This is a genomic window from Bacteroides celer (assembly GCF_002632415.2).
GTDB lineage: Bacteria > Bacteroidota > Bacteroidia > Bacteroidales > Bacteroidaceae > Bacteroides.
On record NZ_CP178209.1, the window covers coordinates 2717237 to 2742974 of the forward strand.

Sequence of the window (25738 nt, forward strand, 5' to 3'; positions counted from 1 at the left end):
GCCACTAAAGTAAGAAAAAAAACGGAATAACAATCGTTCTTTCCGTTTTTTTTCATTTTAAGAATGGCTTTTATGAATATCTCATGTCAAATAATCAGGCTATCGGATGATTTTCAGCAAATAGTTTCATTCTTTCATCCAGTTGCGCATACTGATGATCTTTAATAAAGGAGGTACACGCGCGCAATCCTTCCTGATGGCTTCCTGTTGTAACCAAAGAGATAGCGCTCACTCCGTAGTACATCAGTTCTTTGGCCAGTTCGCCGCTGGTCATTCCCGGATATCCGATGGTAAAATAGAATCCGTCCGCAATCGGGTCGCCCAAGTCGTTGTCATATACCAGGTGGAAACCGTGGCGGAGGAAGATTTCTTTTAATTTTTGTGCTCTTTCACCATAGATCTTCACTTCGTTGAGGAAGTTATATTGTCCTTCGTTGGCAGCTTTCAGCATGGCAGCCATGGCGAATTGTGCGGAATGACTCGTTCCTGATGAAAGTGCATAAAGTACGCGATGAATGAAAACAGTTCCAAAAGTACCGCCGCCATATCGTTTGGTCAGTCCCGGATAGCTTCGGTGGTATAATTTATCAGAGATACAGCTCACTCCAATGCGCTGTCCGGCGTAGCTGAATGCTTTCGAACCGGAAATCAGCAATACGTAATTATCTGTATAATGGGCAACTGATGGCTGGAAAGGAGGTTGGTATGGTTTGCTTAAATCCTGCCGGAAATCCATCGCGAAATAAGCCAAGTCTTCCAAAACGATCACATCATACTGTGTAGCCAATTCACCGATAATCCGCAATTCTTCCTCTTTCAGGCAAATCCAGCTGGGGTTATTGGGATTCGAATAAATGATAGCTGATATATTTCCTTTTTTCAGATAGCTTTCCAGTTTCTCTTTCAGCTTGTCTCCGCGGTAGTCATATACATCAAACGTTTCGAACTTTTGTCCCATTACTACCAACTGCTGTTTCTGTACCGGAAATCCGGGATCGATGAATAAAATCGTATCTTTCTTTTCGTCGCATTGACTGCAAGTAAGGAATGAAGCGAATGTGCCTTGCATAGAGCCGGTAACAGGTACGCATCCCTCCGGATTTAAATCTACATTAATAAATGCTTTAATAAAGTTGGACGCTTCTTTTTTCAGTTCCGGCAATCCGTTGATATCGGGGTATAGGCTGGCAATGCCATTTTGCAACGCTTCAATCTCTGCTTTCACACCTACTGCGGAAGGAGGAAGTCCCGGAACGCCCATTTCCATTTTAATAAATTCAACTCCCGATGCAGCTTCTGCTTTCGAAGCAATAGCTTTCACTTCCCGAATGGTAGCTTTTGAAAAATCGACAATTTGAAACTCATTTATAGTTTCATCAATCAGATGTCGTTCAATTGGTGTATTTTTCATTCTATTTTCTATTTTATTAGTAGCTGCAAATGTACACGATAATTCTTAATAAACCCACTTTTTCAGAAAAAAGATACTGAAGCTATTGCAGGTTTCAAAAAAATATCTACCTTTGCATCCGCAATCGAGAGAGATGCTTTAGTGAATATTTTGGTGCGTTAGTTCAGTTGGTTAGAATACATGCCTGTCACGCATGGGGTCACGGGTTCGAGTCCCGTACGCACCGCAACAATATTCCAAAGCCCTTGAAAGTCAATCACTTTCAAGGGCTTTTTCTTGGGGTCTCAATCGGGAGACCAATCCGATAATACACCGTGATGCATTCTGATACATTGCAGTTTGCTGTAAACCACCCTCTTATTATATTCCTGTCTGCAAATAGCCTTTTCCCACAAATTACTGTGTTCATGTTTTGACGAAATACCCCAATAATTTTTGCATAGTCCCCTGATTGATACCGACAGGGAGATCAACGGTGTAGCCCACAGTACAATACGCATACTGTGGGCTACACCGTTTTTGTTCTATACCTTATTATAGTATGTAGGCAGAATACCAACTCTTATCACCCCATTATTCATGTAACCATACTATTTTCCGCCACGACAATTTTATCGGCTGTCTTTCAGCCGATAAAATAAAAATGCCCGTAAGAAAATATTTTTGTTTTAACATTCCGGTTTATAGAAACATGGCAGAAGCGCCTTCTTGTCGCAGTCCTTACCATAAAGAATACATTCAAACAAGTGTTTCAGGTAGTCCTGAGGGGCTATGTCATTTAACTTACAACTCTCTATCAAAGAGAAGATGAATGCTGAGTTTTCTGCCGCATCCTCACTGCCTATGTTCATACAGTTCTTGAGCAGCAGCTTTACAGGTTTCATCCTTTGCTCACAGAGGTTGTTCGAGATTTCCGCTGAACCGTCCTTGAGGATATTTCTCAAGGATTTCCACTGGTTTATCGTATAGTTCACGGCCTTTCTCATCAGTTCGTTAGCCATAATCTTCGCATCCTGCATCATAATGACCACCTTATGATGGATACGTTCAAGAATCGGTCCTGTTAGCTTAAGCCTTCTTTCCTTAATCTGCTCACCGCTGAGTTTCATCATACGGAACAGGTCTTCATTTCTGAACATCTCACCGATAGGATCTATTATGTCCATCGCTGTTCTGTCTGAAGGCAGGGCATCAACCCACAACCTTCTACAATGCGTCCAGCATCCTATATGAAGCACCTTTGAGTCGTCTCCGTCAAACATCCTGTAAACCGTATATCCGTCAGTGGATATGGTTCCCATAAAATATTCCAGGAATGATTTTGCCGCATCGGACGACCTGCTGCCGTTATTATAGTGATAATAGACCATCTTAATATGCTTGGCAAAGAAAGCCCATAAGTACTTTCTCCTGTAAGCCTTACCTTCCTTTGTTTCCACTCCAACAAGCTCAGTAGTCTCATCAACCATAAGGTAATTAGCTCTCTGTACAAACTCCTTGAAGACATCTTCCATGAACTCCCTTAGTTTGGCGATTCCGTTATGGATATAGCTGTTCAGCGTGGTATTGCTTATGTGGATACCCTCTCTTGCAAGCAGTCTTATCTGTCTGTTCTCAGGCATGCTGAAGTCATATTTCAGACAAAGCAGACGGGCAAGCAGTTCAGGAGAGAAGATACCTCCAAGGTTTTTCAGCGGATGTTCCATGGTGCTTGTGAAAGTGCCGTCCGCAAGCTTTACCCTTGCCACCTTGTAAACATGCTCCACGTTATAAGCCCTTACATGTTCTATGACCCTGTATTCCCACACATCAGGCATACCGTTGCGGTTCATAAACCGTCCCCCTTCTGGAAGCGTGTAATACTCGTCCACTTCATGTACTACCACCTTGTCAACTTTCAATTTTGTTTTCTCGGCACGTGGTGCGGTTTCCTTTCTCCTTGAAGGTTTGCTGTTCTGGGCAGGTATGTTGCCGGAAGAGGTATTGCTGCCGGTTTCGTTATCATCGGTCTTATTATTATCATCCTTCCTGTCAGAACCGTCATACTCGGATTGTTCCAGAGCGGACTTGTCGAGATTACGGTTGTTCAACAGCCTTCTTTGCTCGGAAGTACGGCCGAAACGGTGTTTCCTGCTGTCCTCAAGCTGAAGTCTGAGATTGGAGATCTCGTTTGCCAGCATCCTGTTCACCTCATCCTTTGCTTCAAGCTGCTTTCTCATAAGTTCCATTTCTTTCCTGTAATGTTCAACCGTGGTTGACTGCTTTTCGATGGTATCTTTGAGATCATTGATGGTATCTATCAGATTTTTAGAGTTCTCCCTGTTGGATTCTTCAATAGACTCAAGCCTCGCAATCAATTCTTTATTCTGTTTGCGAAGACCTGCCTTTTCCTCATTCGCCAGACCCAGCTGGCAGCAAAGTAACTCGTATGCTCTTTCATCAATCATGATATAAAGGTACGAAAAATCAGGCACTTACGCAAACTTTTTACCGTTTATTTTTTATACTATCCTGTTGATAATCAGTATGTTAATATTAGCCTTTCGGACTAACGTACATCTTGTCAACTACAATGCTTTCCGTAAGATAAGCCATGTCCGACCACTGTATCCGGTAGCACCTGGAGACTTCATCAAATACAGGTTTCTTGAATTTGCCCATAACAGGACGTTTTTCGTAAAGCACATAAAAACCGCGTTCGTAATGAAGTATCTTCACAACCTTTCGGTTCCGGGACATGAACATATATACATTGGACGCATCGCTCGGGTCAAGGGACATTTCTTCCCTTATACTCTCACACAGACGGAAAATGCCTTTCCGCAAATCAACATTACCGTTAAACAGGTAATAGTTAAGGTTAGCACTCAGTCCAAGCATATCATCCTATCATTTTATTAAGCAACAGGCTCAAATCAAGAACGGTGGTGTTTCTCAGGAACAGTGTTGCGCCAGACGCCAGCTGTAACTTGATCCATTTTATTGGTGGTTCACCTTCAGGATGTTTCACGTCCAACTTCACAGTTGGACTATTGCATGGTTTCCCGGTTATCTGGACTTTGGCAACCTTGGGCTGCTCAACCTGGACTGTCTTGCCTAACTTCTCACTCCACAACTGGTGACGCTGCCAGTTCATGAACTTGTCGTAATTTACACCATAATCAGCACAGAACTCTCGAAGATCTTTGGTCTCGCTGCATAACTGGTAGAGGTCATATACCTCCTGATAGTTTACTTTTTCTTTTGCCATAATCATTCTTGTTAAAGGTTACGGCGCAAAGATATGGCGGCTAACAACTTATGTCAAGGCGGAAAATAGAATGGTTACATTATTCATTCACGCAAATAAAGTTGGTCTCCCCCATTGGTCTCCCGAAACGCTCAGCCTGTTACTTTTTCTTTCTTTCATCAAAAGTTGGCAGTCGGTTGAGGTCTGTTTTGGCTACTAATTGGCAGTGTTATTCTGGCTCCAATATATGTTCAATTGGTTTTTCTTTGTTTGCTCTAAAAACAACAGTAAATCGTTGCTTGCCTTTCAAGAATGTAATATGGGTTTTATCTTCTTTTTCAATAATTGTAAATCCATCGTTGTGGTATGTGTTTTTGTATGGATATTCGGCATCCTTGCTTTCATTGGGAGTTACAGCATAGACTTCTTCTATTTTCATAGATTCTACTATCCTGTTGTTTCTTATCTCTTCTAAATCTTTTCCGTATTTCTTTATCCACCGTCGTACGTCATAACGATCCACTTTTAGGATAGCCTCAATTTCTACTTTATTCATACCTTCCAAATACATGATAATAGCTTGTCGGCATTTGTCAATTTTGGATTGCGTAAACTCTGGATAAAAGTTTCTATTGCAGTTTTTGCACAAAAAACGTTGCCTCTCTTTGGCTTTATGTTTGATTATTCCATTTTTGACAATATCTTCCTCTTTGTTACAATAAGGACATTTTATACCGTGATTTCCCATATATTTTTTAGAATTATTTTCTACAAAAATACGCATAATCTACAAAATCTACAAATTTATACAATATCTAAATTGTTAAAAACTGTATATCGGAATATAATATATTGGTTTACAGTAAAATATATTCCTTGCGTGTATATAATAATACCGCTAACATTCAGCGCAAAAAGACCGATTTTTATGATTTAAGGACATTGCTGTCTATAATCGAAAAGACAAACGGCTTTGATGAACTTGAAAGCCATTTGTCTAATCGGGATTATGACCAGAGAGCCGAAGATATGCTCAACGGCATAATTGCAAGTATGTTATAAGCTGATATTATTTTCATCTTTCCTTTTTCTCCCTCTTTTCTTAACGTTTAAGAGGTGATTCAGATAGATACTGGGCTTAAAGTTTACAACCTTTTTAGCAGGAATATCAATCGGGGCGAAAGAAGTCGGATTCATCCCTTTCCTCGCAGCTTTCTGTTTGACGGAGAACGAACCGAAACCGATAAGGGTGATTCTGCCATTCTTTTTCATTTCATTGGCTACGATTTCAATAACAGCATTAAAGGCTTTTTGAGCTTCTGTTTTAGTCAGCCCTGTTTTCTCTGCAAGAGCATTGCACAAATCTTTCTTGTTCATATTCTAATTCTATTGTTCGACAAGATTTTTTCAAGAATCGTTCCTTTGCATAGAAATATGACGAGCCGTCATATAGTGATTTGATAGAATATGACGTGTGTCTGCCTTGATATGACGAGTAGTCATATTGAAAACACGGGTCTCAATCTGGGTCTCAATTCTGTGGCATATTGTGATACCCAATGAAACAACAGGCAACAAACTTTCTTGCATCACAAGACAATCAATGTACCTGTATGTATCACTATATGCCAGTAAGTATATATGTTACTGCCCCGTACGCACCGCTCTAGGAGGATGATGAAGGTCATTCTCTTTTTTATTATTAATATTGAAAGAGTTGTATGTGATTAATAGTGGAATATAGAGGCTTTTTATATTATAAATATTTTATATGCTCATTCAATATAGTTATCTTCTTATTAATTAATGAATGATATGAAACATCTAGGCAAAACAGAGAATATATCAAGACCTTTTCCACTATTTAGTAATGTTCAATTACGGAAGAGATATTTATGCGCATTGGGCATGATATTGTTGATGATTGGAGTAGCTGAACTTTTGCATGAAAAGGAAATTATTTTTCCTGAAATGGCTGCACTTACTATTGGAATGTGGATTGTGGATAAGCGGGTATGGCGCGTGAAACACTGGCAAATGTTGTTGCTGATGACTTTGGGTGCTTGTGCTGGAGTTTTTATAGTGCTTTACTCTCCGTTTCCTATGATTGTTAATGTCTCCATAGCCTTTTTATGTTCTGCGATTGGTCTGCTTTTTACCCGTGCTTCGCTATTTCCTTTAATCTCCGCTTGTGTACTTCCCGTATTGTTAAAAACAGAGAGTTGGGCTTATCCATTATCTGTCTTTGTTATGACACTAATAATAATTATTATTCAGCGTTGGATGGAACGTCTCGGACTACGAAAAACGAATACTTATGAAGCTGTGGAACGTCATTGGGGAAGAGATAGTATTCTATGGCTTTGTCTGATGATTAGTGTGTTTGTAGTTACCTGCTTGGCGGTATATACCTCTAACTTTTATTTTATTATTCCTCCATTGATAGTTGCATATGTGGAGTTTGTTAATTCAAAAGCGGGATTTAGAAACCGCCCTGTACTGACTGTTTTGTTACTTTTTACAGGTTCGTTGGTAGGTACTGTTTTTCAGTTAATAGGTTATTACTATTTAGGAGGATCTGAAACTTTAGTTGCTCTTTTTATATTCATTGTATTATTCACAATGTTCGAATGGCTTGGCAAGTTCTTTGCACCAGTGGGAGCTATTGCACTTATACCGATGTTGCTTCCGATTGAGGCATTGCCATGGCTGCCATTTCAAGTACTTATCGGTGCTACATTGTTTATCGCAATGGGAATGCTATTTTTTCAGCAGTGCTATAAATGGACACATGCACAGTTAATTTATTGCCTAATTCCTCATTATTTACTAAATCGTCTAATGCGGGGTAAGAGAAATCAAGTCTGAACGTTGATAAAGACTTAATAAATAGTGCGGGTATTTCTCGGTACGCCTATATATGTAAGCAGCGATAAGTTGTATGCATATCTAATAAATACTATCTCTTTTTCCGTCATATCCCCATTTTATATAAATAGCTCCCCAGGCAAACCCTGCTCCAAATGCTGTAAGAATCAGGTTGTCTCTTTTTTTAAGTTTATCTTCAAAATCCCAAAGGCAGAGTGGGAGAGTGCCCGCACTGGTATTCCCGTATCGTTCGATATTGACCATGACTTTTTCGGCAGGAACTTCCAAGCGCTGTGTTACAGCAGTAATAATACGTTGATTAGCTTGATGAGGAATTACCCAGTCGATATTGTCTTTACTTAGATGGTTTCTTGCAATGATAGATTCACAGGCGTCTGCCATGTTAGATACTGCATATTTGAATACAGTGCGTCCTTCCTGATAGATGTAGTGCATTTGATTATCCAATGAATAATAAGAAGGGGTGCATACGGAACCACCGGCTTTAATATGTAAAAAAGGTAATCCTTTGCCATCTGTCCTTAACACAGCATCCATAATACCCAAATCTTCAGTGGTAGGTTCAAGCATGACGGCTGCTCCGCCATCGCCGAAAATAGGACAAGTTGCCCGATCGGTATAGTTTATTATTGACGACATCTTTTCAGCACCTACAACCACCACTTTCTTGTAATTTCCGGAACGGATAAAGTTAGCTCCTGTCTCCAATGCATATAAAAAACCACTGCAAACAGCCTGTATGTCGAAAGCAAAAGCTCTTTTCAGTTCCAGTCTCTCACATAAAATAGAAGCAGTGGAAGGAAGGCGGTAATCAGGAGTTGTTGTAGCTACAATTACCAGATCAATATCATCCGGATTTGTATGGGTGCGTTTTATCAGTTGTTTGACAGCTTTACGAGCTATGTAAGAAGTTCCCAGTCCTTCATCTTTCAGAATACGCCTTTCCTTAATGCCAATACGCCCCATAATCCATTCATCGGTGGTATCTACCATTTTTGAAATCTTATCATTGGTCAAGATATAATCGGGTACATATCCTCCGACTCCTGTAATTACTGCGTTTATTTTTTCCATTTGTTTTATCTAGCTTTGGTAAATTGAATAAGGAGGTTAATTCGAAAATAAAAATGCGGGCGCAAATATATAGAAAAGAGACTGAAATCCAATACTAGTATGTGAAACTGTAGCCATTTTAATTAATAAAAAGGAATATTTGACCAAATTTTGTCTAAATTTTTAATTGACCATTTTTTATATAAGGTAATTGACTGTCGTAAACGTTTGATTAATAGAGGATTGTGAGAACTATTCCAATATTGGCAACTAAAAAGTTTGCCGAGCAGCTTGTTTGGGCATAAAAACGACATATTGGCTATTCTACACAAAAAGTAAAAAGTTTTTTTGATTTCTATATTGAGGATATGTTTTTTACCTATCTATTCGGTGAATTTGTACCCTTATTCTGATGAATAAGGGGCGATTCATAGTAAAAGAATGAAACTTGTTTCAAACGTGAATCCCGTTTCCGTGAGTTGGTTCAGCAATACCGCGTGTTCTTTTATGGTTCGGCGGAATGCTTTCACTGCTGAACAATTATGCTGATAGTTGGGAAAATAAGCTACTACCACTTCGGACAGTACATGGCAGCCATGAAGCAGCCTGCCAAAAGATTGATTACCCATTGTTTAAAATATTTATATATTCAGCAAAAGTGTGATTCATTTCATTGGAAAGAAAAACCGATTTTATGATGCCGGTAATTTAAATGTGTTATAAGTATGAATATTTTTAAATAAAAATCTAATTATTTAAACAATCTTCTCTATATTTGCATATGAAATTGAATTTATATGACGTTTTTGCCGGTTAATAATCAGTAATGTTAAACCGTTTATATATAACTAAATTTTATAATGTCGAAAGGAATAGAGATCATAAAAGATCGTTTACAACGAAAGCGGAAACAGTACATCCGTCAGAAAGAGAAAATGGAACAAATATCGGATACGTATCGTGAGCCACGAGTGATTCCCAATGCCAAGGTGGGAGACGTTATCTCTGCCGGGTGTATGAGTTTTTGCAGCACCGTTTAAAGCTACATTTCAAATATGAATTGGCATGCGAAATTATCTTTGTCCGTTATCAATCTCAAAGTCGGTCACATATTCCCGGACGGGAATATCTAAGCTTTGCTACCATACTGACTTACATTAAACGCGAAAGAGAAATGACGGACGGGTGATTTCAAAAATATCGAAATATAGAGATAATAACATGAAAAACAAATGTTTTAGGAACAGAAATGACGAATTTGATATTTTTTCCTTATTTTTGTGTGTCCATTTTTGAATGATATGATATAGATAATACGATTAAAAGGAAAAGACAAACACTTATATCGGCTTCTGGCGCCGATAGTGATGGATCCAGAAGTGATACGCGCAAACAATAATTACCCTTTCAAGACGGGCGAAGAGTATGTGTGGTTTATTGCGATTGAAGATAAAGAAGTGGTGGGCTTTGTCCCGGTGGAACAGAAAAGCCGGAAGAAAGCTGTAATCAATAATTATTATGTGAAGGCAGAAGGCGCCGGACGGGAGGAAATCCTGTCGTATTTGTTGCCTGTTGTCATTGCAGAATTCGGACCTGAGAGTTGGTTGCTCAATTCGGTCACACTGGTACAAGATAAAGAAACATTTGAAAAGTTTGAATTTGTATCCATGGACAAGAAATGGACACGGTATGTAAAAATGTATAGATAACTTATGACGAAAAAGAAAATAGCAGGCACAAAGAACGTATATAAATTAGCACAAGAACGATTGAAAGTTATATTTAATGAATTTGATAATATATATGTGTCATTCTCCGGGGGCAAAGATAGTGGGGTATTGCTGAATATGTGTATCGATTATATCCGGAAGAATAATCTGAAGATACGTCTGGGAGTTTTTCACATGGATTATGAAATCCAGTACAAAATGACTATTGACTATGTAGACCGGATGCTGGAGGCTAACAAGGATATTCTGGATGTGTACCGGGTGTGTATTCCTTTCCGTGTGGCTACTTGCACCTCAATGTATCAATCTTTTTGGCGTCCCTGGGAAGATAATAAAAAGAATATATGGGTTCGTTCCATGCCTAAAAAGGCAATGACCAAAGATGATTTTCCTTTTTATAATACAACCATGTGGGATTATGAATTCCAGATGCGTTTTGCGCAATGGATACATAATAAAAATGACGCAGTGCGCACTTGTTGTCTGATCGGAATCCGTACACAGGAAAGTTTCAATCGGTGGAGATGTATCTATATGAGCCGCAAATTCCAGATGTATCATAAATACAAATGGACTTCCAAGGTAGGGAATGATATTTATAATGCCTATCCTATTTACGACTGGAAGACTACGGATGTATGGACGGCTAATGGGAAATTCCAGTGGGATTATAATACCTTATATGACCTTTACTATCGTGCCGGAGTCAATCTGGAGCGTCAGCGTGTAGCGAGTCCTTTTATTAATGAAGCGCAAGAAAGCTTGCAGCTTTACCGGGTGCTTGATCCCAATACCTGGGGTAAAATGGTCGGAAGGGTGAATGGTGTGAACTTTACCGGTATGTATGGTGGTACTCACGCGATGGGATGGCAGTCGGTGAAACTTCCCGAAGGATATACATGGCGCGAGTTTATGTATTTCTTGCTGTCCACTTTGCCGGAACGGGCGAGGAAAAACTATCTCCGGAAACTTTCGGTGAGTGTGAATTTCTGGCGGACGAAAGGCGGATGCCTGAGTGATGCCACCATCCAAAAGCTGATTGATGCAAAAGTACCGATTATCGTTATGGATAATAGTAACTACAAAACGCTGAAAAAACCGGTACGTATGGAATATCAGGATGATATCGACATTCCGGAGTTCAAAGAAATACCTACGTATAAGCGGATGTGTGTTTGTATTCTTAAGAATGATCATGCCTGCAAATATATGGGATTCTCGCCCACAAAGGAGGAGATGAGTAAGAGAAGTCAAATTATGGAACAATATAGAATCATTGTATCATGAGTGTAGATAAAAGCCCTGTTTACGAGGTAAAAGCGGTACCTGTAGAAAAAGTATATGCGAACGATTATAATCCGAATGTCGTTGCACCGCCTGAAATGAAGTTGCTGGAACTTTCTATTTGGGAAGATGGCTTTACGATGCCATGTGTATGTTACTACGATAAAGATGAAGATCGTTATATCCTGGTGGATGGTTACCATCGCTATACGGTATTAAAAACTTCCCAACGAATCTATAAGCGTGAAAACGGCTTGTTGCCAATTGTAGTGATAGACAAAGACCTGTCTAACCGTATGAGTTCGACAATCCGGCACAACCGTGCGCGTGGAATGCATAACATTGAATTGATGTGCAACATTGTTGCGGAGCTTGACAAGGCTGGTATGTCCGATCAATGGATAATGAAAAATATTGGTATGGACCGTGATGAATTGTTGCGCCTGAAACAAATTTCAGGACTTGCTGATCTGTTTGCTAATCGTGAATTCAGTATTCCTGATGAGGTTGCTCCTACTGAAACAGAGCGCAAAACCTTATAATCTGATAGCTATATATATACAGAAATTGAATATTTTGTCATTTAGGCACAAATTATACAAGTTATTAGTCTATTTTGTGGTATAAAATAGCTATGTCTTTTGTCTAATTTGTGCCTAAATTGTATCTAAATGACACGAAAAACTATAACTCCTTTCCATTACCCAAGTTTTTATGAGAGAAACTTGAAAATTTTAAAATGTTCGCATATCGAAAGAAATAAGGATATTGAATATTTTTGTTGTGAATTTCGTAATCTCCTTGCTTGCTACCTGCATAATTAGCCCCTTTATTCTGAATTGATTCTCTGTAACAGAAATGAATACAATTTTGTATCTCCTTTAATATTCCGAAATTTGCAATATGAGATTTGGACAAAAAATATTGTCCTGAGAGAAAAGCAAAAAGAGAAATAAGAGAGAGAGAAGAGAAGTAGAAGAAAGTACATTAGAGAATTAATGAGAGAAATAACAAGACTTACAACCAGTTTTTTGAATTTGACTTTTTTATTATCTGTGGTGGGGTGTGTGCAGGAGTTGAATGTGACTGGCATTCTCATCCAATTAACGCCGGAGGTGACAACTTGTGCGGATATATATGCCGGGTTGTTGACTAAACCGTTGAGCAATCCTTTGCTTGGCTCTCTATCTTATAGTGACACTCAAGAAACTATCCTTGTGAATTATATTATGTATGAGTCCGGCCCTCTGAACAACACCTGTTCGAACATTCAAGGGACTTACAACAATCAAGACTCTTATTACAAGATACCAATAGTCACTTCCATTGGTCTGGTGATAACACCGGTAACAGTTGGGGGCTCTGACTGGCTGATGTGGTATGAAGAAGGACAAAGAGGAATAGGTGATAGATAATGTGTATATAACATTAAAAACAGGAAATTTGGAAAAAGAAATTCATATTAGACAAAAGAAAGCTGTTCCTGCTACAGGAAGTATGCTTCAGTTCATGCCTACTGAAAATTCAAATTCGGAGGTGTATGAAATCAATTATTTCTGCCTTACGGGCGAAGTGGATGAAAGTGCTAAAAATTGGATCCGCCTATATTCTTCCGTAATGCCGGAGGAACATACAGGGGAAGAACGCATTATCGTTGAAGATGGTAAGATATATATTAAGGTATTGCCCAATATAGAGGCGGATTCCAGAAATGGAATCGTACATCTCACAACAATGGTGTCTTCCGTTAAAACGGGCATCAGTAATGTGCAACGCATAAAAATAGATGTTACTCAATTAGGGCAATAAACAACAGTAAATGTGATATAAATGAAGAAAGTTGCTATACTCATATTATTCATGCTCGGATGTGCTATTTCCGAGGGTCATGCCCAGAAGGTTGCGCTGAAAAGCAATCTGCTGTATGACGCTACTACTACCATGAATCTGGGGCTGGAGATCGGACTGACGCGTAAATGGACGCTGGACATTCCGGTCAATTATAATCCGTGGAAACTTTCCGACGGCAAACGTCTCCGTCATTGGGGAATACAACCCGAAGTCCGTTACTGGTTTTGCGAGAGTTTTCGGCGTATGTTTGTCGGAATGCATGGACATTATGCCGATTTCAATGTAGGAGGATGGCCCGACTGGTCTTTTATCAGTGACAATATGCAGCATACACGTTATCAGGGATATTTTTATGGTGGTGGCTTTTCCGTAGGATATTCGTGGATTCTGAAAAAACGCTGGAGTATAGAAACGTCTGTTGGAGTGGGATATGTGCACATTGTATATGACAAGTATCCTTGCGCTACTTGTGGTACGAGACTAAAGGAAAGCAGCAAAAACTATTTTGGCCCTACTAAAGCAAGTGTGTCACTTATTTATGTAATTAAATAATAAGGAGTATGATAATAAGAAAAATAGGTTTCCTTGTGTGTATGTTGGTGGTTTGCAGCCTGAATATAAACACAGCTATGGCTCAATCCCGCTCTTACGAAGGTGGCATTACTGTGAATCTGGTGCGGTTGGAACAGAAAGGTGATTTTATTCATGTCAACATAGATTTTGTTTTGAATAATGTGAAAGTGAAATCTGCCCGGGGAATGGATTTTATTCCGCAGCTGGTGACTCTCGGACGCACTCAAAATCTTCCGAAAGTTTCTATTAAAGGTCGTGACGAGTATCTGGCGTATGAGCGTGAGCTTGCGTTGATGAGTGCCAAAGAGAAGAGAAACTACGAGAAGCCATATATAGTGGAAAAAGCTGGAAAACTAAGAAATGATACGATTCGGTATCAATATCTGGTTCCGTTCGAATCATGGATGAAGGATGCCCGTCTGGACGTGCAGCGTGATGAATGTGGTTGCGGCGAAACGGCATTGATGAACATAGAGGAATTTGGCAAAGTGACATTGGAACGTGTATGGACGCCTTACGTAGTGGTTCCTCAGTTTGCTTATCTGCAACCGAAAGCGGAAGAAATCAAACAACGGGATATTCAAGCAGAATGTTTTTTGGATTTCGAGGTGAATAAAGTCAATATTCGTCCCGAATACATGAATAACCCTCAGGAACTGGCTAAAATCCGCAAGATGATCGATGAGCTGAAGTCCGATCCGAATGTGAAAGTGAACCGTCTGGATATTATCGGTTATGCTTCTCCGGAAGGAACATTGGCTGCAAACAAACGTCTGTCTGAAGGACGTGCCATGGCGCTTCGGGATTATTTGGCATACGGATACGATTTTCCGAGAAACCAATACTACATTGTCTTTGGAGGTGAAAACTGGGACGGACTGGAGAAGGCGCTTGAAACATTCGAATTGGAATATAAAGACGAAGTGCTGGATATTATCAGGAACATACCAATTGAAAAAGGAAGAGAAACAAAACTGATGCAACTTCACGGAGGAACGCCTTACCGGTACTTGTTGAAGTATATTTTTCCAAGTCTGCGTGTGGCTATCTGTAAAGTGAATTACGAAGTGAGGAATTTCAGTGTGGAGGAAGCGAAAGAGATTATCAAGACGCGCCCGCAGAATTTGAGCTTGAATGAAATGTTCTTGGTAGCTAATACCTATCCAACAGGCTCAAAAGAATTTATTGATGTGTTCGAAACGGCTGTCCGGATGTATCCGCAGAGTGAAATTGCAAATATAAATGCTGCTACTGCCGCTTTATCACGCAATGACTTGGTTTTGGCCGAACGTTATCTGGGCATGGTGAATTCGAATAAGAATTTGCCGGAATATAATAATGCTATGGGAATATTAATGTTAATGAAGGGAGATTATGAATTATCGAAGAAGTATTTGAAGGTTGCAGAGCAGTCAGGTCTGGATGCAGCTAGGGGCAATCTGGAAGAATTAGTCAAGAAGAAGGCTAATGCTGCCGAAATGAGAAAGAATAGTAAGTAAAACTTACTGATTAAGTGAGAAATTATATATGTATTAATTCTAATAATTTTTTGTATTATGCTAAAGATTAAATCAATTTTAGTTTCGTTGCTGGCCGTTGTGGCATTGGCAAGTTGTTCAAATGAGAATCTGGAGGAAAATCCAGAGGTTGAAGGGGGAGCAGGTTATGATGTAGCCTACATATCAATTAGTCTGACTAATCCAAAAGTGCCTGGTTCACGTGCTCCAGGTTCTACGGAACAGCCGGCTTTGCCTGCGGAAAGCGCGATTAATGAGCTCTATTTGATTACGTTCAATTCGAGTAAGGTAGTGACTAAGGATGAAAATGCAACTAAGTATGCTACGGTATTGGGATCAAGTTCTTTCGGAACAAATAGTGGAGTTACGACTCCGAATACTCCGGTTAAAGTGGACCCGAATACTAAGTATTTGCTTGTTATTGCCAATCCGGGTTTCGAATTAAAGGATCGCTTGGATAATCTTTCAGCGGTTGCAACCTATGCTACCATCAATGCAATGATTACAGTTCCTACGAACAATTCTAAGCCCAACAATGCTTATCTGGTAGAGGAGGTTGTACACTCCAATGGTTGTGCAATGATTAATGTCGGATTCTACGATGATTCCGATTCAGATCCAGCCAATCATGCATGGGAAGATGAATGTCTGCTCGATGTATCGGACAAGATTGTTTTGGTCAGCGACTATAAATCGGAAGCGCAAGCTCAGAATGCAGCGAAAAGTAATCCGGCTACTCTTGAGATAGAACGCCTTGCTGCAAAATTGGAGGTTATGATTGGCGGTTCATTAGAAGTCGGCCCTTTTGAAGATGTAACAAATGCAAGTCTTGGACAGTTTGATTTTGGAAATTGGACTATAGACTACTACAACTCACTGTTCTTTCCTTTTGCAAAGAAGACTACCACAGAGTCGTCTCATACTACAGGATTCTACAAAAGTAACTTCTATACAGTTGACCCGAACTTTACGACTGCAGGTGGAAGTGAATATCTTACAGGCATTGTTAAGAATACACTCGAAGTTACTACTCGCGAACCTAAGGTAGAATGGGTTACTGAAAGTGCGACTGCGGGTGATAATTACAAATACTGTATCGAGAATACGATGGCCGCAGGATATCAGAAGTTCGGTGCGGCTACACGTCTGGTACTTAAGGGACAATATGCACCTTGGAAGTCCGGTGAATTTACTTTAGGAGATGACTGGTATCGTCTTCCTAACGGAACTAACTCTGTAAACTTCAAGAGTTTTGCCGACTTGCTGGCTGCTTATACACCTGCCAAACTTAAAGAAACAAACTCGGATCCTATGACCGCTCAGGAGAAACTCTTGGTTACGGCATGCGAACTATTCTATAATCAGATAAAATCTGAACTTACCACCAATGATCCAGGTAGTTTTGCTCTTCTTACGCAGACTATTATTGATGCCAACAATATTAAGAATGGCGGTGAACTGTGCAAAGAAGAAGGTTGCATCTATTGGTATCCAAAGAGTCTCAACTATTACTACTATGAGATTCGTCATGATAATGCAGCCAATTCTTACATGGAGTATGGAAAATACGGTGTAGTACGTAATAACTATTATACGCTTACGCTGACAAAGGTGAATGGTAACGGTACACCGTGGTATCCTGGTGGTGGTCCCGAAGATCCGGATGAAGAAGAAGATATCGATAAGAAAGGTGCTTATCTCCATTTTGAGATTAAAGTTGCTCCGTGGATATACTGGACTACAAATTTCGAAATCTAAATAAACTCTTTGCTTTCAAAGAAAAACAGGGCAGTGCGGACTGCCTGCCCTGTACTTTTTTTTAATAGATATTCCGTGCGGAACAGACCGCCGAAAAAAGTAAAAACAAGCCGGTGACAGGCTTCCCAAAAACAGCACTGAAATATACCGGCGCATCCGAGATGTAATGAAATGCAAAGCGCTCCCCAAAAAGAGGAAATAACCGGAGGTCACTAAATGGAGATCTCTGACAATATAAAATGGCAAACCGATAGGGTTGCCCCTAAAAGAAAAAGATATGTGCGGAAAAACTAAATCGCTGTTCCTTATCGTTGCTTCGATGCTATGTATGGCTTCGTGCGACAGTATACGCGAAGACTTGCCACGGTGCGAACTTTGGTTGGAATTTGTATTCGACTACAATATGGAATATGCGGATGCATTTAATCCGCAGGTTAAATCGGTGGATGTACTTGTGTTCGACAGCGATGATAAATTGCTTTTCACCAAAAGTGCCGGGGGTGCTGCGCTGGTTGGTGGAAACCGGATGTCGTTGACCGACGAGCTCGATTTCGGAAGTTATAAAGTACTGACCGTCGGAAGTCTGTCTGACAGATTCCGGCTTTCGGACAATACAGGTAATAAACTGGTGCCGGGAACAACCACCCTCCAACAGGTCATTGTATCGCTGAAACGGGAGACAGATGTTGTTAATTTCGAGTTTCAGCATCTTTACTTCGGAGAAGTTGTGGAAGTGGACCACCTGCCATCCAATACCAACCATAAAATTTATCCGGTAAACCTGATACGTGACACCAATCGGTTTAATCTTGCGTTAATGGGACATGAGGAAAATAAAGTGGATGGCACACAGTATACATTTGAAATTCAGGCATCGGAAAATGCGGTTTATTCTTGGGAAAACGAACCCGCAGGACAAGGACCGGTTACTTATGTGCCTTACTATATAGGTCCGGGTGAAATATCCGACGTGGTTATGTCCGCACGCCTGAATACGATGCGTTTGCTCAACAGGAGCGGATGGGATTATAAGTTTATTATAAGGGATGCGGATACCGAAGCCGAAGTCTGGAGCTACAATCTGATGACACTATTGAGCATTGCCCGGCCGGTTTTCCGTTACGACGGGACGGAACTTCCCTTTCAGGAATATCTTGACAGGCAGAGTGAATGGAACCTGATATTTACAGTTGTTGAAAAAACCGGAGGAGGATTCCTTCAGATTGGTATTGTCGTGGGGACCTGGATTTATTGGCTCCACGGGATGGAAGTTTAAGAATGAGAAAAAAGCTATTACATATCATTTGTCTGGCATCCACCATCCTTTTGTTCTCATGTAGTAGAGAAGCTGATGTGGCTTATGAGTTGCCTGCCCATACTACCCGGGCGCAACTTAGCATCGACTTGGTGAACAATAGGGATGTGGAACAACAGGAGAAGATAAACTCCATGCGGTTTATCGTATTCGGCAGCACGCCCGGTGGCGTGAGGCTGGATGTGAATGAACACATCCTGTTGAGTACTCCGGAGACAGCTACTGATATAGATGCGCAACTTCTCAAAGTGACTTCCAGTAATGATATTCTGGTCGTAGTGATTGCCAACGAACCGCAGAGTCTCACAAGCAAACTTGACGGTATAGCCAATCTTTTGACGTTGCAAGAGATGATTTACGATATCTCCAGCATACTGAATAATGACGGGCAGATCATTTCGACGACCGGAATGCCTATGACAGGAGTGATCCGGGATATATCCATAGCACCGGATGAAACCAAAACAGTGCAAATGGTTATCGAACGTGCCGTAGCCCGGGTAGATGTCTTTATTGAAGCTATAGACGGCGGGGCGGTGACCGGATATACTGCCGGAAGCACCAGTGTCACCTTGCACAATTTCTCCCACGATAGTTATTTCGTGATGGGAAACGTGGACAACGGCACACGTGATAACGCCGACTCTTCAAAAAACTACGGAAAAGTGAAGGAAGACGTGTCGGAAAGCAATTTGTTAACGCATAGCTGGACGGCTGCGACTACAGAAACCTGGGCATATTCATCGGCCTCCGGAGCTGAAAACCGGAAGTTGCTTTGCTCGTTCTACACGGCCGAACGCCTATTCAAGTCGGATTATTCCGACCGACTGTCTATCAGTATGGCTAATGTCCCGAAAGGGCCTTCGGACGTCACCGGAATAACCGAGAAAGTAATTGAAACCGTAACGAAGGTTGACGGCACAGGCAGTCCGACAGCGCAACCTTTTACGGAGATCCGTCGGAACAACGTGTATCAGGTAACGGCACGCGTCGGAAAAATAGGTATTCAGATACTGACGATAAGCGTGGAAGATTGGGGTGAAAGACAAGACATTGATCTGGATATGGACTTGTAATATCTTTCATTGATTGTTTTTAATTTCGGAAAAGAAGTAAGATGATAAAGACTATAAATAATATTAGAATGATTATGACAATGGCTGTCCTTTCGGCTGTCCTCTTTTCGTGTGTCAGAGAAGAGATGACGTGCGATAAGGAATTAATTGTTGTGCAACGTATCGGAGAAGGTGGCTATGTCTACACTCGTGGTGCGGTAATCTCTTCGAATACCGATCTGAAAGAAGAGACTTTCGGTCTTTACGGCTCACTGACTCCCAATGCTTCCGTTCCCCAACCATACTTTAATGCAAGCGCCACGGTTAACGCCGACCTGACAGCCGCCATCTCGCCGTTGCAATATTGGCCCGGATTGATGAATGCGAGTATGACGTTTTTCTCCTGGTATCCCTACAGCGATGCGAATGCGCCTACTGCGAGTTTCACTGATCCCGGAGAAATGGTGCTGAATTATACTGCGAATGCATCCGCCGCCAATCATGTCGATGTACTGGCGGCTATATCGGGCCCTGTATGGGTTGAAGGTGTGAATATACACTTCTACCACACATTGACCAAGGTTACCTTTACATTCAAGAAAGTAGCTCCTGTACCGGATGAGGTGACTATCGAGGGAATAGAATTCCAGAATGTGGGAAAAAGCGGTAAGCTTGTCATGGCTGAAATTCCAACCGCCACGACGAAAAACGGCAAACCGAAGTTTGTCTGGAGCGATGTTGCCACCGGAAAGGTCGCTTCTACTCCCACCGGCAACAAAACGGTGACCGAAGATGCCACCTTGATGGGTGATACATTCCTCATGCTGCCGACCGATGCTTTTTCCGCAACCGCCAAAATCGTTGTCACCACCAACTTTGGCGACCGGGAATTCCTGTTCAGTGATATTATCGCCAAGAACCCGCACTCTTGGGAGTCGGGCGAGTACATCAACTACAATCTTACGATATCCAACGAAACCTATCAGCTTTCAGCCACCCCTCTTGAATGGACGGAAAGCCCGGTGAATGTGATTTTCGACAAACAGTATTATCTCAAATTATCGCAGACCAAAGTACAGACGGCTGGTGATGGTGTCACTGTCAATATAGAAGCGAAAACGAATTATGATGCCAATCCGGATACGGGCTATCTGCCGGGTGCGTCTTTAAACAAAAGTACTATGGATACGTGGCCAACGGTTAATATGACCCAGACATCCCTTTTGGGAGATGTGTATACGTATAATATTCAGGTTGTGATGCCCGAATTTAATTTAGGAATCGGAACTAAGCGGGAAACAGGTTTTTATATCAATGCCGGTAACCTGAGACACCATGTACAGTTGAGTCAGTGGGGGGAAGACGGCGAGTGGTTGACCTCGAACGTAGAATTGGACAGCAGTGATAATGGAACCGGAAATATGCGACGTCGCAAGCTTGTCTTTACTTCGGGCAATCCGGGAACGTGGGAGTGGCAGATAATCCAGATACAGGACCCGGATAGAATTCTGCTTAATAGTGAGACAATGCTCGAAACAAGTGGCGTGAGCGGTGATGCAGTTTACTTCTACTTCAGAGCCGATGCCGTGTCCGGTGATACGGCTACACTCATACTAACCAATACGAATGGTGATAATCTGGCAATACCGGTGACATTGACCGCACCATAATGGCGAATATGCAATATCAAAGTTTAAGGAAAGGAAATAGAAATATGCAATATGGGATTTCAATAATAAGAAGGTGTTATTTTTTGTCTGTTCTGTTGGTGACGGTATGGCTTACCGGATGCGTACAGGAAGAATTAGGGGCGACCCCTTCTCCGGCAGGGAACGGTATCCGGTTTACATTAACGGTTCCCGATGTAAACCTCCCGTCTGTATCGTCGCGTACGATGACCGGAACGGGAACAGCAAAGAAAGAAGACGAAATAGAAACGGTGGATATTCTTGTTTTTGACGTATCAAAAACACCGGCGGTATTTCTGGAATGGACCAGCGCTACAGGAGTCACGCAGGACTTGGCTGACAATTCCACTGTGAGTTTCTCTGCCGTGCTTTCTCCCACTACCGCATCTACCTGCATTGTGGTTGTGGCGAATAAGGAACTTGATGATATTGTGTCGGGCTTCACGAAGGGAGTGACCACCAAGGTTCAGGCAATGGAAGCGATGCTTCACATCCAGACCGGCAAATGGCTGGCAGACGGCTCGACGACTGGTGGGTATACGCGGATTCCGATGTACGGGGAGAAGGTAATAACCAAAATTGATCCTTCGATGACTCCGATAACCGGTATAAATATGAAACGTATGCTGGCGCGTATCGATATCCATAATAACAGCGTCACTTCGAATTTCACGGTCGAAGAGGTTTATCTGGCCAATTACAATACCACCGGATACATTGCTCCGGCATGGAACACGAACGGACAGGCCACCGAACCGGCTCCAGATACTCCGGTTATCCCCGCGGACAGCGGTAAAATGACGGCGGAAGGGGATGCAATCCTTTATTCCGTAAATGGTAACACACCCTACGATGGGGAGATTTATACATTTGAATCCCTGGCGGCAGAGGATGCCGGTGGTGCGGGACAAGACGGAGAAGCGAGCCGTAAGGATGCCACTTGCCTGATTGTGAAAGGAAAGATCGGTACGGGGAAATCGACATTTTACCGGGTGGATTTCACCAAAACCGGAAATACAGGAGAGCAGGTGGAATATTTGCCTTTGAAGCGAAACCATAAATACATCATTACCATTACCCAGGCGTTGGGAACCGGTTATGCAAGTTTTAGCGAGGCGTTGTTATCCTATACAGTCATGTCCAACCTGAAATTCCGGTTGATACACTATGACCGTGATAAGGTCAAAGATGTAGTCTACAATGGGCAATATATGCTTGGAGTGGGTGAATCGGAGGTCGCTGTAACTCAATACCAGAATAATAGTTATGCCATAGACGTTTTTACTGACAGTCCCGGCGGCTGGAAGGCTACCGTTACTGCAGGGAGCGACTGGCTCAAATTTGAAGGTGGAGCCAATGCGGCATCGGGCGTTGCGAACGATGATACCCAACTCAAATTGAAGATTCCTTATTTTAATAATGAAAATATAGGTGTTGAGCGTAAGGCTACTGTTACGTTGACGGCAGGGCGCTTGACTCACAATATTGAAGTGACGCAGTATACAATAGATCCGGGAATTATCAAATTTGTCGATGCATACGGAAATGTGTTGGAGAGAGGTCTTTTTTTTCCGATTAGAAATCCCGATGGCGACGAACTCCCTCTCGAATCGCAGACGGTGTATGTCATGTTTTCCGTGGATAAGATAGAAGGTAAGCTTTATGGCAGCGACGGTATCGGTATGGTTCAATATAATGTTGGCGGCTTAATTCCGCAATTAAACAGGACGAATGCGATACCGTTCAGTGAAAGGGTGCAGGCATTTACCATACAGCCTAATCCGCGAAGAGCGGGCGATGGTACTGTTGAAGATGGTACAGGCTGGTGGTGGCGTTGGGACTTCATATTGTTCGACCTGTACGATAAGGAGGGACACCTCGCTCAAGTACCATTCCCTATCAACCAGGGGGAGCTGGAGTTTTCACTCCGATATACTCCCACTACAGTCAATAGTCGTACTTATAAAGTCAATCTGGGTGCGGAACAATACTTGCAATTGTTTGTCAATAACAATTGGGAAATTATGAATATTGAGGAATTGAATATAACGAACGATGATGGTACCGGACTGATTCGGACCGATCCGGATAATGATGTGATTGTAAGCAGAAAGAATGCGGACGAAAAGATGTATGTTGAGTCTATCGTAGGCTTTGATGACGGCAAGGGAGATGATGTGGTTGGTCACGGATACGATTTCAGACTGAAACTTCACCCCGGCAAGTGGAAAGAGGGAAAAATCGGAACGATAAGAATTACGTTCAGAAATGTAATGCATACCGTGGAGGATGAAGAATTCCCGTTTTATCGTACGATTGACCTTCAGATGGTGTCCGAAACCAAATCTTATACAACTGCCGGAGAACCTCTTTTCTTTCTTTATCCGCTTCGGTTTGATAACAGGATATATTATAAGGAAATAGGCGAAGCCAAGCAAAGTGTTGGGCGGTTGGAAAATGTAGCTGATGCGGAGGATATCTGTAGGAATATAGGCGATGGTTGGCGTCTGCCTACTGCCAGTGAACTATTGATGTCATTTGCCTATGAAAATGCTTTGGGTGGCAATGCGGAGAATTCTAATAATCATGACAGTCAGAATATATATGGATGGTACCAAAACTGGACCGGTAACTACTGGTCTTCATCATACTATGAGGCTAAAGGCTCTGCTACACGTTTTTGGATAGAAATGTCGGCAGGTTATCTGGATTCCGCACCTGTTAGTAATAATAATTATTTTCGTTGCGTGAGGAATAATGCAAATAGCGGAAAGAAGTACCCTTATCTAACGGTAGAATCCTCAGGGGCCACTATTGTCTCTCGCGATGCCAGTGGAGGAACGGATTCTTCGGTGTTATTTGCTTCAGGTGAAACTCCGGATACAAGTGACGCGATGAATAAGGTTGCTCCTAAGTTTCAGATTGAAAATTCCAGTAGTAATGGTAAAACTTGGTCGGAAGCAAAAGCGGCATGCGAAAACAAAGGGAGTGGCTGGCGTCTGCCTACCCAGCGTGAGATGTATCTGGTGCTCAGTATGGGAGGGGCCGTTACCAGCATTGAAAACCAAGGTTTCGGTGGTTCGACTACTTGGACAGGGAGCGGATTCGAGAAGATTAGCGCTGTACATTGGACATTGACTTCACGCGATGGCGGCTATTGGGTGGTCGGACATAATAATGGTGAATTCGGCGCATGGACTACTGGAGAATCCACAGATTGGGCTTGGTATCGTTGTGTGCGCACAATAGAATAAAAGCTAAAAGAAAAGAGCTGTATCAGAATGTTGTTTGTCTTCATTTTGATACAGCTCGTCTTTTACCCCCCTCCTTTATATCCTAAAATCTACAATTGTTTACAAGGTATTGATAACTTCCAACTGATTTTGCAAGAAAGCGATACGCTGTGCTTCTCCACTTTCTGAAACCAGAATAGAGTGGCGCTTCAACGATTGAATCCAATTGCGTTGCATCTGGCAAATATACGAGCTTTGGGAATCCATCGAATTGATAGAATATACCCGCAGCAGGCTGACTTGGTAATCATGTTTCTCGATATAACTGTAAGTGGCTTCGAAACTGATATTGGACAGATAGAAAGATACTTTCTTGTTTTCGCTGAACTCTCCTTTTATGGACAGATGTTCTACCACACCAAGTAACTGAAGAAGCTCTTCCTTCAAATGCATGACATCGTCCTTGCTTATCAGATTCAGACTGGCAAAGTACTTGATCTCTTTCACAAAAGAATAAAAGATATTTGTGTCCCAGATGAAAAACGTTTTTGGACACTGTCTTATACTTTCACTCAGCTTCTTATGCACATTGACGATCCGTTCATCCACAGACATCTCTTCCAAAGAATGTGGCGTCTTTATATCTCCATTCTGATACATCCATCGGCAAAGACGGAATTTAGACAAATTCTCATAGGAAGAATACAGTGTAAAGGGAAGGGAATTGGATGCAGTATACACCTCCGTCGTATTATCTGTTTTCACATAGTCGAAAATTTGCAGATAACGGTTGATTATTTCGTAATAACTTTCCAGCGCATTGGAAGCATGAAGCAAGTTCAGGTCGAAAGTAACTTTATTAGATACATGGCTACCGACAATCTGGTCGATAGAAATACCGAGTTTTTGAGAAAGCAGCGCTACTTCGTCTATTGTAAAAGACACCTCACCCCTCAATCTGCGATAGACAGCTTCCTTTCCCATGCATAAAATGTCAGCCAAAGTATTGGCCAGATTCATATCTTGAGGAATTCGCTCCCTCATTGTAGATATTAATTCGTTTAGAATACCATTTTTCATTGTTTGTTCCTTTAATTTTAATGTTAATAATCTCTGTGATACATTCTATGCAAAATTACGTCTTGTGTTTGA

The 25738-nt window shown here is 41.6% G+C and carries 22 protein-coding genes, 1 tRNA gene and 1 pseudogene; 15 read left to right on the forward strand and 9 right to left on the reverse strand.

All coding sequences use genetic code 11. From position 1 onward, the window contains the following. Positions 1-94: 94 nt before the first annotated feature. Complete coding sequence (locus CJF29_RS10960; protein ID WP_074557232.1) at positions 95-1411, reverse strand: pyridoxal phosphate-dependent aminotransferase; 1317 nt, start codon at positions 1409-1411, stop codon at positions 95-97. Between the two features lie 152 nt (positions 1412-1563). Here CJF29_RS10960 and CJF29_RS10965 point away from each other — a divergent pair. Then, positions 1564-1637: transfer RNA gene (locus tag CJF29_RS10965), tRNA-Asp, on the forward strand. A 442-nt stretch (positions 1638-2079) separates the two neighbouring features. Here CJF29_RS10965 and tnpC read toward each other — a convergent pair. The 5 genes from tnpC to CJF29_RS10990 form a co-directional block, all read right to left on the reverse strand. Then, complete coding sequence (gene tnpC, locus CJF29_RS10970; protein WP_413544508.1) at positions 2080-3858, reverse strand: IS66 family transposase; 1779 nt, start codon at positions 3856-3858, stop codon at positions 2080-2082. A gap of 88 nt (positions 3859-3946) precedes the next feature. Then, positions 3947-4291, reverse strand: a complete 345-nt coding sequence (gene tnpB / locus CJF29_RS10975; RefSeq protein ID WP_004297053.1) for an IS66 family insertion sequence element accessory protein TnpB — start codon at positions 4289-4291, stop codon at positions 3947-3949. A gap of 1 nt (position 4292) precedes the next feature. Beyond that, entirely contained in the window at positions 4293-4661 is a 369-nt protein-coding gene (locus CJF29_RS10980) for a hypothetical protein (protein ID WP_170834904.1), read from the reverse strand. A gap of 208 nt (positions 4662-4869) precedes the next feature. Further along, positions 4870-5424 carry a hypothetical protein gene (locus CJF29_RS10985; protein WP_074557234.1) on the reverse strand — a complete coding sequence of 185 codons (555 nt, stop codon included), beginning with the start codon at positions 5422-5424 and terminating at the stop codon, positions 4870-4872. A 272-nt stretch (positions 5425-5696) separates the two neighbouring features. Further along, positions 5697-6017, reverse strand: a complete 321-nt coding sequence (locus CJF29_RS10990; protein ID WP_074557238.1) for an HU family DNA-binding protein — start codon at positions 6015-6017, stop codon at positions 5697-5699. Positions 6018-6455: 438 nt separating this feature from the next. Here CJF29_RS10990 and CJF29_RS10995 point away from each other — a divergent pair, with 438 nt between their 5' ends. After that, complete coding sequence (locus tag CJF29_RS10995) at positions 6456-7508, forward strand: HPP family protein (RefSeq protein ID WP_254780801.1); 1053 nt, start codon at positions 6456-6458, stop codon at positions 7506-7508. 81 nt (positions 7509-7589) lie between these two features. Here the strand turns inward: CJF29_RS10995 and CJF29_RS11000 are convergent, their stop codons facing one another. Next, a complete protein-coding gene (locus CJF29_RS11000) occupies positions 7590-8603 on the reverse strand; it encodes a beta-ketoacyl-ACP synthase III (RefSeq protein ID WP_074557242.1) in 1014 nt (337 codons plus the stop codon). A gap of 407 nt (positions 8604-9010) precedes the next feature. Next, a complete protein-coding gene (locus tag CJF29_RS11005) occupies positions 9011-9211 on the reverse strand; it encodes a DUF4248 domain-containing protein (RefSeq protein WP_139164932.1) in 201 nt (66 codons plus the stop codon). A gap of 231 nt (positions 9212-9442) precedes the next feature. Between CJF29_RS11005 and CJF29_RS11010 the strand changes: the two are divergent. The 13 genes and pseudogenes from CJF29_RS11010 (at position 9443) to CJF29_RS11070 (ending at position 24607) form a co-directional block, all read left to right on the forward strand. Then, positions 9443-9771, forward strand: a pseudogene (locus tag CJF29_RS11010) (hypothetical protein). 178 nt (positions 9772-9949) lie between these two features. Then, on the forward strand, positions 9950-10291 hold the full coding sequence (locus CJF29_RS11015; RefSeq protein ID WP_371126704.1) for a hypothetical protein: 342 nt from the start codon (positions 9950-9952) through the stop codon (positions 10289-10291). Between the two features lie 3 nt (positions 10292-10294). Further along, positions 10295-11599: a DUF3440 domain-containing protein gene (locus tag CJF29_RS11020; protein WP_074557245.1), complete on the forward strand. Its 1305-nt coding sequence runs from the start codon at positions 10295-10297 to the stop codon at positions 11597-11599. After that, positions 11596-12138 (forward strand): IbrB-like domain-containing protein, encoded by a 543-nt coding sequence (locus tag CJF29_RS11025; RefSeq protein ID WP_074557247.1) that lies wholly within the window; start codon positions 11596-11598, stop codon positions 12136-12138. The genes CJF29_RS11020 and CJF29_RS11025 overlap by 4 nt, the downstream gene beginning before the upstream one ends. A gap of 489 nt (positions 12139-12627) precedes the next feature. Continuing rightward, positions 12628-13011: a hypothetical protein gene (locus CJF29_RS11030; RefSeq protein WP_254780802.1), complete on the forward strand. Its 384-nt coding sequence runs from the start codon at positions 12628-12630 to the stop codon at positions 13009-13011. A gap of 28 nt (positions 13012-13039) precedes the next feature. Next, positions 13040-13405 (forward strand): hypothetical protein, encoded by a 366-nt coding sequence (locus CJF29_RS11035; RefSeq protein WP_074557281.1) that lies wholly within the window; start codon positions 13040-13042, stop codon positions 13403-13405. Positions 13406-13426: 21 nt separating this feature from the next. Beyond that, positions 13427-13999: a DUF3575 domain-containing protein gene (locus CJF29_RS11040; protein ID WP_074557248.1), complete on the forward strand. Its 573-nt coding sequence runs from the start codon at positions 13427-13429 to the stop codon at positions 13997-13999. A gap of 8 nt (positions 14000-14007) precedes the next feature. Next, entirely contained in the window at positions 14008-15519 is a 1512-nt protein-coding gene (locus CJF29_RS11045; protein ID WP_074557250.1) for a DUF3868 domain-containing protein, read from the forward strand. A gap of 57 nt (positions 15520-15576) precedes the next feature. Beyond that, positions 15577-17295, forward strand: a complete 1719-nt coding sequence (locus tag CJF29_RS11050; RefSeq protein ID WP_074557252.1) for an Mfa1 family fimbria major subunit — start codon at positions 15577-15579, stop codon at positions 17293-17295. 277 nt (positions 17296-17572) lie between these two features. Next, complete coding sequence (locus CJF29_RS11055; protein ID WP_074557254.1) at positions 17573-18571, forward strand: FimB/Mfa2 family fimbrial subunit; 999 nt, start codon at positions 17573-17575, stop codon at positions 18569-18571. Between the two features lie 2 nt (positions 18572-18573). After that, positions 18574-19686: a hypothetical protein gene (locus CJF29_RS11060; RefSeq protein WP_074557256.1), complete on the forward strand. Its 1113-nt coding sequence runs from the start codon at positions 18574-18576 to the stop codon at positions 19684-19686. A 41-nt stretch (positions 19687-19727) separates the two neighbouring features. Continuing rightward, positions 19728-21335, forward strand: a complete 1608-nt coding sequence (locus CJF29_RS11065) for a fimbrillin family protein (RefSeq protein ID WP_074557258.1) — start codon at positions 19728-19730, stop codon at positions 21333-21335. 44 nt (positions 21336-21379) lie between these two features. Then, positions 21380-24607 carry a fimbrial protein gene (locus CJF29_RS11070; RefSeq protein ID WP_099147271.1) on the forward strand — a complete coding sequence of 1076 codons (3228 nt, stop codon included), beginning with the start codon at positions 21380-21382 and terminating at the stop codon, positions 24605-24607. Between the two features lie 99 nt (positions 24608-24706). Here the strand turns inward: CJF29_RS11070 and CJF29_RS11075 are convergent, their stop codons facing one another. Continuing rightward, on the reverse strand, positions 24707-25666 hold the full coding sequence (locus CJF29_RS11075) for a hypothetical protein (protein ID WP_074557259.1): 960 nt from the start codon (positions 25664-25666) through the stop codon (positions 24707-24709). Positions 25667-25738: the final 72 nt, after the last annotated feature.